The organism is Mucilaginibacter sp. GW822-FHT03E02 (assembly GCF_058801545.1).
Map to the genome: position 1 here is coordinate 1,491,059 of NZ_JBXANJ010000001.1, position 11,896 is coordinate 1,502,954.

At 44.1% G+C, this 11,896-nt stretch carries 9 protein-coding genes; all 9 read right to left on the reverse strand.

Going from position 1 to position 11,896, the window contains the following annotated elements; all coding sequences use genetic code 11:
• Nucleotides 1-32 precede the first annotated feature (32 nt).
• A complete protein-coding gene (locus AC1RM2_RS06110) occupies nt 33-1,277 on the reverse strand; it encodes an NAD(P)/FAD-dependent oxidoreductase (protein WP_492984116.1) in 1,245 nt (414 codons plus the stop codon).
• A 211-nt stretch (nt 1,278-1,488) separates the two neighbouring features.
• Nucleotides 1,489-2,490, reverse strand: a complete 1,002-nt coding sequence (locus AC1RM2_RS06115; RefSeq protein WP_492984117.1) for a 4-hydroxyproline epimerase — start codon at nt 2,488-2,490, stop codon at nt 1,489-1,491.
• 74 nt (nt 2,491-2,564) lie between these two features.
• Complete coding sequence (locus tag AC1RM2_RS06120; RefSeq protein ID WP_492984118.1) at nt 2,565-3,503, reverse strand: dihydrodipicolinate synthase family protein; 939 nt, start codon at nt 3,501-3,503, stop codon at nt 2,565-2,567.
• Between the two features lie 363 nt (nt 3,504-3,866).
• Nucleotides 3,867-5,210, reverse strand: coding sequence for a deoxyguanosinetriphosphate triphosphohydrolase (locus AC1RM2_RS06125; protein ID WP_492988235.1), 1,344 nt, complete (start codon nt 5,208-5,210; stop codon nt 3,867-3,869).
• Nucleotides 5,211-5,380: 170 nt separating this feature from the next.
• Nucleotides 5,381-5,563 carry a hypothetical protein gene (locus AC1RM2_RS06130; RefSeq protein WP_492984119.1) on the reverse strand — a complete coding sequence of 61 codons (183 nt, stop codon included), beginning with the start codon at nt 5,561-5,563 and terminating at the stop codon, nt 5,381-5,383.
• A 300-nt stretch (nt 5,564-5,863) separates the two neighbouring features.
• Nucleotides 5,864-7,627: an OmpA family protein gene (locus AC1RM2_RS06135; protein WP_492984120.1), complete on the reverse strand. Its 1,764-nt coding sequence runs from the start codon at nt 7,625-7,627 to the stop codon at nt 5,864-5,866.
• Between the two features lie 4 nt (nt 7,628-7,631).
• Nucleotides 7,632-8,618 carry a PorP/SprF family type IX secretion system membrane protein gene (locus AC1RM2_RS06140; RefSeq protein WP_492984121.1) on the reverse strand — a complete coding sequence of 329 codons (987 nt, stop codon included), beginning with the start codon at nt 8,616-8,618 and terminating at the stop codon, nt 7,632-7,634.
• Entirely contained in the window at nt 8,615-11,146 is a 2,532-nt protein-coding gene (locus AC1RM2_RS06145) for a T9SS type B sorting domain-containing protein (protein WP_492984122.1), read from the reverse strand. The genes AC1RM2_RS06140 and AC1RM2_RS06145 overlap by 4 nt, the downstream gene beginning before the upstream one ends.
• Nucleotides 11,147-11,470: 324 nt before the next feature.
• Entirely contained in the window at nt 11,471-11,674 is a 204-nt protein-coding gene (locus tag AC1RM2_RS06150) for a hypothetical protein (RefSeq protein WP_492984123.1), read from the reverse strand.
• Nucleotides 11,675-11,896: the final 222 nt, after the last annotated feature.

An 11,896-nucleotide genomic window follows, 5' to 3' on the forward strand; every position in this document is an offset into this window, starting at 1 on the left:
GAGTTAAAACCTCGCGACAGTTATAGTTTTCGCTAGCCCCTATCCGGCGCAAAAGCCTCAATATCAATACTGTTTTTTGTACCCGAAATCACTTCCTGTACCAAGAATCCTGTAGCTGCTCCTAAACTCAGGCCCATCATGCCGTGCCCGGTTGCTATAACAAGGTTGCTGAATTTGTTGCTCCTGCCAATATAAGGCAAGCCATCAGCAGATGACGGCCGGAAACCAAACCAGATATCTTTTTCGGCAGGCACAGCAGGTTTCAAATCTGGAAAATACTTAGGCACCGATTCAACAATGCCTTTTACCCGGTTCATGTTGATGCGGCTGTTAATTTTATCCAGTTCCATAGTACCGCCATAGCGCAGGCCGCCATTCATCGGGGTGATAGCTACACGTGCTTCTGCCAGCAATGCAGGAATCTGCATGGATGGAACTTCTTCTTTCACATTAAAAGAATAGCCTTTACCCGGCATTAGTAATATTTTAACGCCCAGTAATTTACCTATCGCCGGCGACCAGGAGCCACCCGCAACAATATATTCATCGGCTGTAAATTCTTCATTGTGTGATAAAACCCTGGTTAATTTACCTGCAACGGTTTCAATTTTAGTAACCTCTTTATTTGTAATTAAATTTACCCCCGCGCTCTTGAGGTATTTTACCAGCGCCGCCATCAGCTTATTTGGCGATAGGTGTGCGTCGCAACGGTAATGCACCGCTCCTAAAACATCAAGTTCGAGGTTGGGCTGCAGCTTGATACAATCGGCGGGGCTAAGCACTGCCATGTCCAATCCCAGTTCACGGCCTTTTTCGGCCAGGTGGGCTTCTTCTTCGCCGGCCTTTTCGGTTTTGTAAAACATCAGGATGCCTTTTTCAACCAGGTCGAAATTGAAGCCAGGCTCTTTACTCAGATCTTCATAAAGCTTTTTACTCAGTAAAGAAAGTTCGGTTAGGGGTGTTGCAGACCGCTCCACGTGCCCTGCATTTGCTTTTTGAAGAAACTTTAGTCCCCACGAAATAAGTTGCGGATTAAATGATGGTTTTACATAAAATGGGCTCTTGCTGTTAAACATCCATTTGATGCCCTGCGAAACCATACCCGGAGTCGCCAAGGGAATAAAGTGACTGGGCACTATCATACCCGCATTACCGAACGAACAGCTATCAGTCAGGTCGCCTTTATCCAGCACGGTAACCTGGTGCCCGGCCTTTTGTAAATAATATGCAGAACTTAAACCTACAATTCCACCACCTATGATCAGCACTTTTGCCATTTTGTTATCGGAGCTTAAAGCTAAAGGCGTAAAGCCGAAAGCTTATTTTGTAATCGGTATAATTAAAAGCTTGTCATTTCGAACGAATCGAGGCGGGCATTGAGCGTTGAGTGAGGAGAAATATTAAACGACAGGCTTTACGCCCCATCGCTCGTATAAGATTTCTCACTCGTACCTCGTATCGAAATGACAATTGGACATTAATATTTTATTATATCACCTGGAAACCATGTGCATACGGATCGTCATCATCTATTTTGATGGTGTTGTAACCGTAAACTTTTGCCCAGCCTTCAACACTCGGAATAATGGCATCCAGTTCGCCAATCTTCACCACCTCTTCAACCTTGCCAATGAATTTACTGCCAATGATGCTTTCATGGATAAAAGGCTCGCCCCCTTTCAGCTTGCCTTTGGCATACCATTGTGCCATACGTGCCGATGTACCGGTGCCGCAAGGCGATCTATCGATAGCCTTATCGCCATAAAATACGGCGTTACGGGCGGTAGAAGTGCTATCTAATGTCGCGCCTGCCCAAAGGATATGGGTACACGTATTTATAGTAGGGTCCTGCGGGTGAACGAAGTTATATTTTTCGTTAATGCGCTTGCGTAATACCTGGCTCCAGGCTATGAGCTGCCCGGCGGTATAATTCTCAAGCCCGGCAAAATTTGGCTGAGGGTCAACAATAGCATAGTAGTTACCACCATATGATACATCGATGGTTAGCATACCCAGATCCGGGCATTCTACCTCCAGGTTCGTGGCAGCAAGATAGGCAGCCACGTTTCTGAGCTTAACCGAGGTAACTTTTTTACCTTCCTGCTTATACTCTATCAAAACCAGGCCGGCCGGCGCTTCCATACGTACTATGCCAGGTATTTTAGGCTGAATCAGTCCTTCTTCAATAGCAATGGTTATAGTACCAATGGTACCATGCCCACACATGGGCAGGCAGCCACTTGTTTCAATAAATAAAACGGCCACATCATTTGCCGGATCATGAGGCGGAAACAAGATACTTCCCGACATCATATCGTGCCCTCTTGGTTCAAACATCAGCCCGGTGCGAATCCAGTCGTACTCTTTTAAAAAGTGCTGGCGCTTTTGGCTCATGTTATCGCCTTTAAGCGTTGGGCCACCACCCGCCACTACCCTCACGGGGTTACCACAGGTGTGCGCATCTATACAAAAAAATGTTTTACTACTCATTTGAAAGCATAAAGCTTAAGGCCGAAAGCATAAAGCCGGCCTTAAGCTTTGGTTATAATTTTACTAAATGATAATTAAGCTTCAACTTCGGTTAGTTTACCCCAACTGCCAACAGGTAGCTCCGGGCGAACAGCTAAAGCATCATTGATGATCTTTAATACTTTGGTACGTTCTTCGCCAATTAACGGTAAACGTGGGGCACGTACATTTTCGGTACCAATACCTGTAGCAACCTCAGCCAGTTTAATGTACTGAACCAGTTTTGGATGAATATCCAATTCCAATACCGGCAAAAACCAACGGTAAATGGTTAAAGCTTCGGCAATTCTGCCTGCTTTTACCAAACGATAAATAGCTACAGTTTCTTTAGGGAAGGCATCAACCAAACCTGCTACCCAGCCGTCGGCACCCATTACAAGGCTTTCCATAGCCAATGGGTCAACACCGGTAAATATAGCGTAGCGGTTGCCAAAACGATTAAACATTTTGGTAACGTTTGATACATTACGAGTTGATTCTTTTACCGCCTGGATGTTTTTATAAACCGATAGCTTTTCAAACATATCCAGTGTAACTTCAATTTTATAATCAACCGGGTTGTTGTATATCATGATGGGCAGTTCGGTACTTTCGGCAACTGCTCCTATGTAAGCCAAAGTTTCGCGTTCTTCGCTGTTATAGCGCATTGGCGGCAATAGCATTAAACCATCGGCACCGGTATCAAAAGCTCTTTTAGCACAGGCTACAGCCGCTTTAGTAGTTTGCTCGGCAATATTGAGTATTACAGGTACTTTGCCATCAACATAATCAATGGTGTGCTTTAATAACGCAAACTTTTCATCATCGGTAAGCACGCTGGCCTCGCCTAATGAACCGCCTAAAATAAACCCGTCAACACCAGCTTCAAGCTGCGCTGCAAGGTTTACATCAAAAGCATCAAAATCTAATTCGTCGTTATCGGTGAACTTGGTGGTTACCGCAGGGAATACGCCTTTCCAGTCAAAAGTTATCATTGTTTCTTATTTTTATCAAAAGTACGGTGGATTACTAAATTATTGAACTAACAATTTAGCAATCATTAGCCGGATTTTAGCCTCATTCCTCTGTTTTTGTTAAAAAAAGAGGAATAGGCCTCTTATTTGGGTTAAGATACGGTTGAAGTCTAACCGTTGTTCGCCCCGGCAGGAAAAATATTAAATAAATTATTATACAACGCCCCCCCCGAAGGAACAGATTCACAGCGGTTTTTTCACTGGGGAACCCCCCGCTACGTAAATCCGTTTTCAAAATAATCGATTGCGGTTTGAAAGCTGATGAGCCAGCCTGGCTACATGTTGAACTTAGTACGCCAATATTAAAATACTATTTCATGCTTACTAACTCAGGGATGGGAACGAAATCCCCTTGATTTTCCTGAACAACTCCACCGCATACAAATCGGTCATCCCCGAAACAAAATCAAGTACGGTTTGAATTTTGGAGTAATCATCCTGATTTTTGGTTAAAAACTGTTTGGGGATAAGCTCTACCAGTTTTTTATGATACTTGGATGAATTTTGCAGGTAAGCCGGTATAAACTCTTCCAGTATGCCACCCATAACTTTATAACCGGCAACTTCTATCTGCACAACCGACGAGTAATTGTATATCTTTTTTACCGACAACGTTTCGATGTTTTTCATGATGGTACGATAGGGTTCATCTATCATATCTATCAACGATGTATTGAAGTCGCCGGCAAGGATATTTTGCTGCTGATTGTAAAACAGTTTGGAGCATTGCTGTATCAGTGTGTTTATTGACCGGGCACGCAGGTAGCCAACCTTTGCGTCGTCATCGTCAATATCATCCAGGCGCGCCTTCATTTTCGGGTCGTTGCATAAAGGCAGCAGCAAGGCTTCAATTTCATCATAAGATAATATCTTGAGGCGATGAGCATCCTCAATATCAATAATATTATAGCAGATATCGTCGGCAGCCTCTACCAGGTAAACCAATGGATGGCGCTTGTAAATAGGGGGATTATCCTGCATTTTATTTAGTCCCAGTTCGTCGGCTATTTTCTTAAATCCGGCTTGTTCCGACTGGAAGAACCCATATTTTTTAGTATGGATATTTGCTTTATTTCCCCCTACGATAGCAGCGCAGGGATATTTGGCAATAGCGGCTATAGTAGCATAAGTAAGCGCGAAGCTTCCGTTCCCCTTGCCCGAATAGGAATGGGTAAGGATGCGCAATGCATTGGCGTTACCTTCAAAATTGATCAAATCGGCCCATTGCTCAGCGGGCATACTTTTTTGATAGCCTGCACCATCACCCTCAATAAAATAATGTGATATAGCGGCTTCGCCCGAGTGGCCGAATGCCGGGTTGCCCAGATCATGCGCCAGGCATGCCGCCGAAATAATGGTGTCGATATCACTCATCAGCGGCAGGCGGGCATCAATCCCAGGATCTTCTTCCTTAAGTTTGTTATAAAAGATGCGGCCCAATGATTTGCCAACGCTGGCTACTTCTAAACTATGGGTAAGCCTGTTGTGCACAAAAATACTCCCCGGTAAAGGAAATACCTGGGTTTTATTTTGCAGTCGCCTGAAAGGCGACGAAAATATAATACGGTCATAATCCCGCTGAAATTCCGACCGGGCATCAACCTGGCTTGCAATATATTTATCCTCGTATCCCCAGCGCTTGGCCGATAGTAAAGTTTCCCAATTCATCATAAGCGGTCAATACAAATCTTGTTTAGTATTTACCGGCAATATTATCCTATAAATTCCATAAACAGAAAAGAGATAAACATTTTATGGTAATAAGTAAAGCTGCATACCTATTTAAAAAGCCTTTAATGCATAAAGGCTTTTATTTTCAATTTAAGTGGTTTTAGCAATTAATGCACCGGATGATGATCTTGCTGGTTTGCAGGAATTGGTTCCAGGTAACCCTCGTTGTTAACCGCCAGATTACTGGTAGTTGCAACATGTAAATTTTTTTTTGCTTTTGGGCCGGCCATTGGTATTACAATTACTGCAATAAAGGCTACTACTTCCAGTACGATATAAAATGATGTCATGACTTAATTTTTTAATGTATTATCAATTACAGCCTGTGTATACTATAGGCATGCCAAAAACCGCTTAAAATGCTTTATAGCAGCTAAAACCGCTTTAAACCGATTAATTTGATAGCGCAGGTACATTTAGGCATTTAAAAAACCTATCATTTTGAAAGGGTGGTAATATCAAAATGAAAAACCACCTAACAAGGTTATTTAGTTTTATAGAAAATAGTCGAGGAAATAGATGCATAAGATAGCCGCCAACAAAAAACTACCGAACGTTGGCCTGCGCTTAACGCAGCGGTGAAATCAAAATCAATTGCTACCCGAAACCACGTTAATCTCTGTTCTCCTGTTGAGCTGATGATCAGCTTCTGAACATTTAACCTTATCGGCGCATTGGTTTACCAGATTGCTTTCGCTATAGCCTTTGGCTGCCATCCGGGTTGGGGCAATTCCTTTTTTTACCAGGTAAGTTACAGCAGATTTGGCCCTGCGCTGAGATAGCGCAAGGTTGTATAAATACGATGCTCTTGAATCGCAATAGGATGCCAATGCTATTTTTAGCGCGGGATATTGCTTTAAAATGCCTGCCAGCCTGTCAAGTTCGACTGCTGCATCTGGCCGTATGAATGATTTATCAAGATCATAATAAATAGGCCTGATGTTGAAATCAGGACGAAACGTGCCCGAAAGAGGATCGGATGAATCCGGCGATCCTGGTTTTCCGGTTGCAACAATTGTTTGCGGATTACCATTTATTGGTTTAACAAAAATGGAATCCTTTACGCGGGTAAAGGCATAAATATCATCGCTGCCCTGGCCGTTATCGCGGTTTGACGACAGGTAGCCGCTTTGACCATCGCGTGTTATCAGGTTAAAATCGTCGCTGGTGGAGTTTATAGGATACTTAAGGTTCTTGGGGATATCCCAGTTGCTTTTTTGGCCACGGGCGACATAAATTTCGTACCCTCCCATACCGGGCAGCCCTTTGGATGCGTAATATAAAACACCGTTTTCATCCACAAACGGAAAGCTTTCCTCTTCTTTGGAGTTGATAGTTTTACCACAATTTACCGGTTTGCCCCAGCTTCCGTTACTTTGTTTTTCGCAATACCAGATATCTGTTTTACCCTGTCCGCCCTGCATATCCGAACTGAAATAGATCAGCCTGCCATCTTTTGACAATGCCGCGTTACCCACAGAATACTGCTGTACATTATTGTACGGGAAACTACCCGAAATAACCCAGCCACCATCTTTTTTCACGGCGGTAACCAACTGCAGGCGACGGGTATAAAGGCGGGTGTTATTTTTGCCGCTGCGCTGGTCTATCGGTAGGTTTTTAGCAGCAACTTCGGTAGTAACGGTAATATAGGCGGTATCTCCTTTATTATTCAGCACCATAGGGCCTACATGGTAAGCATCTTTAAACTCGTTGCTGGTACCGGGGTCTAAAAACAATTGCCTGGTTTCTTTCGTATTTAAATCGTAGGTGTATAGTTTAAACCAGCCGTTGCCGGTGCGGTTATCTTTTTTGCCATCTTCGGTTTCGCGGTCAGATGTGAATATAATGGTTGTCTGGCCACCGTAGGCTGCCCCCCAATCAGATGATGGGGTGTTTACGCCGCCAACGTTATTCACTTTATACTGCGATGGTTGCTTCATCCACACCATAGCCGAATCCACATCGGCCAGCTTTAAGGCTAACGCGCCTGCATCATCTGTAAAATACAGTTGGTACTGTTGCCTGGCCTGATCAAACTTTTGGTTGCGAAACAATACTTCGGCATAAAAATAATGATCGAGTTTGGTGGCTTTGGGATCATTCAGGGCTTTGGCATACCAATCTTCGGCATCCTGGTATTGGTTAATATAACGGTAACAGGTAGCAATACGCTCAACAAGTTTAACATCCGGCTTATGGCCAACCAGTTTAAGGTAAAATTTCAGGCTTTTGAAATATTCATACTGGTCGAAAAGCTTATCGGCACGTTGTTTTACAGATAGCTGTTCCTGCGCCAAAGTAACCTTCGCCAGCAAAGCCATCAACAAACCAATCAATATTAACTTTTTCATCTGCCTAAAAATATCTCGGGCTAACCACCCTTGGGCTTTTGCCCGGAAAACTAATACTTAACGACAATTCATGCGATCCACTTTGCGAACTTGCCAGCCTGCTTGTGGTAAAATCATATGAATAACCAATCCTGAAGTTTTCGCTTACATAAAATTGCACCATAGCCGCCACGGCATCTGTTTTATCAAGACCACTTTGCAGGTTGCTTTTTTTCCACAGGTTTATCCCGGTGCGGTATGATGCGCCTATCCAAATGGTTTTATTAAATACTATATAATTGCTTACATCCAGGTTGGTTGGGCCTTTAAAGTCCTCTTTTATCAACAACGAGGGTTTAATATCCATGGTTTCATTTAACGGTATCATCGCGCCGCCGGTTAAGTAAACTGTACGGGCCTGTTTATACTGCTGCAAATGATCGACAGCATTACCCAAACCCGAAAGTAGGTTAAACACTGATGCACCAACATATACCGTTGGCGAATAATAATAAACCCCGAAACGAAAATCGGGTGTAACGTTGCTTTGCGTTCCGGCGGGTATATTGGCATCCCCATCATCAGTGGCGTTAAATTTAGTACCATCCAGGCGATACTGTATAGCGCCAAAGCCAAGGCCAAAACTCAGCCGTTTGGTATCATCCTCATCAAGCCTCAGCCTATAGGCATAGTTTAAATAAACCGACGATGTACTCTCGGGCCCAAGCTTGTCAAAAGTAGCTATCAATCCTAAGCCCATATTCTGGTTAGTGCTATTGGTTAAGCCATCAACAGATACTGTTCCTGTTTTTGGCGCGTCATTAATACCCACCCATTGGATACGGCTGCTTAAGTTAAGGGTCCAGTCCTGTTTATAACCGGCATAGGCCGGGTTTACCGCCAGGCCATTGAACATATATTGGCTAAATTGTATACTTTGCTGGGCCTGCAATTTTACGGTGAGTAAAACCAGGCCTGCTACCAGGATATATAGTTTAAAGCCCCGCATCATTTACTCAGTTTTAAAAACACCCAGCCCTTAACCGGGGTAAATTCGCCGGTATGCTCTTTCCGGTTCAACACATAAAAATAAGTAGCCTCGGCCAGGCCGGTGCCGCTCCAATCATTTTTGTAATTATCAGAACGGTAAACCTCATTACCCCAGCGGTTAAACACCGTTAGTTGCGAACCAGAGTAGCTCTCTAATCCAACAATTTTAAAAGTATCGTTTTTGCCATCATTGTTGGGTGTTATTACATTGGGGATCTGCAAATCGGCCGGGATCACCTTCAACACCACGGTATCGGCACAACCATTGGCGTTGGTAAAAACAAAATGATACAAGCCAACTTTATCCAGCCCGGTTATTGTAGTTGTATTGCTTGCGGGGGTGGTAATTGTTGCCGACAGCGGATCGCCCACCGCCTGTGTAAATACACCCGTGCCCGTTGCCGACATGGTGGCCGGCGCGTACTCAAATACTGTTTGATCGGCACCGGCATTTGGGCCCGGCGCAATGTTTACCGTGTTGGTTTTAACATTATTACAACCTACGCCGGAAGGGGAAGCGTCACATTCGCTATTCGGATCGGTTGGCACAGCAGCATCCGGATTGGTGGCATCGGGGTCTGTTACATCAGCAGGCCTTAATACAGCAGCCTCAACGGTAAGGTTGCCGCTTGTTGCCAGCGCTATATTCCCCGTAATGGTAAAAGTGCGTACAGCACCATTTGCAATATCCAGGTTAGCATGGTATGCATTTGCCGCAACAGCGCCGCCAGAGGTTGACGAACTGCCGGCGGTAGCAGCGCTTGTTACTACCACGCCACTGATATCATTAGGAAAACTAAAGCTGAAACCTGCACCTGTAACATCATTAGGGCCGTTATTTTTTACCACCACTTTATATATTACCGGCTGGCCCGAACAGGCCGCCACGGCCGTTATACTTTCTACAGAAAGATCGGCTTCCTGCATTACAAAGCTTACCGAAGTTGTTACCGGCTTACTTTTTATATAACTCCAGGTATCAATAGATTTATTGTTGCCAAAATCGGCATCATTGGTGGCTATACTGGTAGTGGTGCCCCATTTGTGCCCGTTTATAGCACTGCTTAATCCCGTAAGGTTTTTTATAGGGTTTGATGGTGTACCTACAATACTGATAGGTGTATCGTCCCAATACAAGGAATCATCGGGGGCAAAAGTGCCGTTCGTGCGGGTAAGTAAAAGACCGTTAACATTGCGCTCTACATCAAAAAACGGAAAATGGACTTCGCCTGCAGTAGTGGCTATGGTGATATCAACCTGTAGCGATAAAGTGCTGTTACCGGCTACTTTGGCGCCAAGGCCATCAAGCCCGTCCCAATATACCTGGTTACCGCCCGTGGTTGCCTGCCCGGTTAATTTACGGTCGATTGCATCGGTATACAAACCGTTATGGTTTATATCAATACCAATAAAATAATTACCATTCCCGGTTATGTTAAAGTTAAAATTGCCTCCCAACGGATTAGTTCCGGCTTTACCCACGGTTCCTTCGGCACCGGTAAAAGTAACGTTACTTATGGCCGGAACTACGGGCGTATTTAAAAGCCATGTTGTGGCCGATCCGGGCGTATTGGCTACGGCGGGCATATCGGTAGCCGGAATATTAAAAAATATTTTTTGGGTGATATCGGTTTGTGTATCCGCCACGCGCGGGTCCTGCACGTTAACGTTGGCGCTAAGGCCGTTGATGCTTTTGTACGATGCATTTCCATCCGCGCCCCTAAACCCTTTGTTATTTACAAAAAAGGTAAAGCCGTTACCGGCCTGGCCGTTGTTATTTAATATGTATTGATATCCGTCTTTGGTCAGGATGTGGAATATCGCGTTAAAGCCCACGTTAAACGTACCCAATATCCCCGAAAATACCTGGGTATATACCCTGCCATTTATAAAGCCCGAGTTCGAAGCATTGCGTACCGATACATCAAAGGCGGTAATATATTCGGCTTGCGGCTGTGTCCAGTTGGCATTGGCAGGGATGGTAGGCGGATTGCCGTTTAATACCGTTCCGGGGTTTTCGGCTACAAAATCAATTTCCCAAACACCCTCCTGTCCTGCGCCTACTGTTTTTATAAATGGTGTAAATCCGCCGGCATTAGGCAATGGGCCTGCTACTTCCTGGGCACGGCTATTGATATTGCCTGTATTAACATCAGTGCCGCTGGTATAGTTGTTACCATCGGGCGCGCGCAGGTTAATGGTACCACCGGCAATACCCTGGGCGCTTGAGCCCAAATAAATGCTTTCGCCTGCCTTTACATAAACCTTAACCGTACCTAAAGTTGGGAAAGGGAACGAAGAATTGGCCACTGTACTGCTCGAAAACAGGTATGCGCGGTATCCCCCGTTGGCTGCCAGCTCCTTACTGCCTTCGGCATATATACGGGCAACCGGCAAAAAAAACAAAATTACAGCACAAAAAAAGCCCTTTATTATTAGCTTAAGGTATGGATAAGGTATGCCGCAAAAAGTTACTGCGCTATTAAGCATCAAGGTGTATTTACAAAGCCGTAAGTTATAAAAAGCAGGCGAAATGATTGTAAAAAATTTACAAGCGGTAGCAAAAGCAGTTTTCGGCCCTGTTAGTAACCTGTATTAACTTTTCTGGTACTCTTTACGGTAAACGTGGGGATATTGTTTGGACATTGCCCGATTAACTTTAAAACAGGTCCTATAGTAAAGTAGTTGCCGGATTTGGAGCCAGATTATAGGTTTTTGCCAGGCGTACCACCCCGTACCAGGGTGTACCAAGGTGTGTCGCCCGTATCGGTACACACAGCGTATCAATACAAAGGCATAAATCCTGTTCAAAAATTATACTTTCCTAAAATGAATCACTTTTTCAATCTTTTCCGGGAAGCTGCCGTCGGCCCATGTAAAATAATTTTTCCTCAAGCGGCTTACTTCAGACAATCTTTCGGCAGGCGCCTTATCTAACCAAAATAAAACATCAAGAGCATCCTCTTCTTCAACATTTACATGATTGGCTACTAACGCTATTTTCCTGCTATGTTTCATGCCCAATACTTGATTATTAAACTGATGGATACGTTTATGTAACAAAAATACAAAAAAGCATCGGGTAACCATATCATGATCTTGCATATGAATAAATTCCACATTTGTTAACAATCTGTTCAACCAAAAGCCTACGTTACTATCTAAATCAAAAAATAAACCCCATTTACTTGCCTTTTTACTAATACCTGACCTCAACTTATTTAAAAAACCGTATTTTTA

What these genes read in the sequence shown, in the direction of transcription:
- AC1RM2_RS06110 (WP_492984116.1), bottom strand. Translation starts at nt 1,277, where the DNA reads ATGGCAAAAGTGCTGATCATAGGTGGTGGAATTGTAGGTTTAAGTTCT.
- AC1RM2_RS06115 (WP_492984117.1), bottom strand. Translation starts at nt 2,490, where the DNA reads ATGAGTAGTAAAACATTTTTTTGTATAGATGCGCACACCTGTGGTAAC.
- AC1RM2_RS06120 (WP_492984118.1), bottom strand. Translation starts at nt 3,503, where the DNA reads ATGATAACTTTTGACTGGAAAGGCGTATTCCCTGCGGTAACCACCAAG.
- AC1RM2_RS06125 (WP_492988235.1), bottom strand. Translation starts at nt 5,210, where the DNA reads ATGAATTGGGAAACTTTACTATCGGCCAAGCGCTGGGGATACGAGGAT.
- AC1RM2_RS06130 (WP_492984119.1), bottom strand. Translation starts at nt 5,563, where the DNA reads ATGACATCATTTTATATCGTACTGGAAGTAGTAGCCTTTATTGCAGTA.
- AC1RM2_RS06135 (WP_492984120.1), bottom strand. Translation starts at nt 7,627, where the DNA reads ATGAAAAAGTTAATATTGATTGGTTTGTTGATGGCTTTGCTGGCGAAG.
- AC1RM2_RS06140 (WP_492984121.1), bottom strand. Translation starts at nt 8,618, where the DNA reads ATGATGCGGGGCTTTAAACTATATATCCTGGTAGCAGGCCTGGTTTTA.
- AC1RM2_RS06145 (WP_492984122.1), bottom strand. Translation starts at nt 11,146, where the DNA reads ATGCTTAATAGCGCAGTAACTTTTTGCGGCATACCTTATCCATACCTT.
- AC1RM2_RS06150 (WP_492984123.1), bottom strand. Translation starts at nt 11,674, where the DNA reads ATGAAACATAGCAGGAAAATAGCGTTAGTAGCCAATCATGTAAATGTT.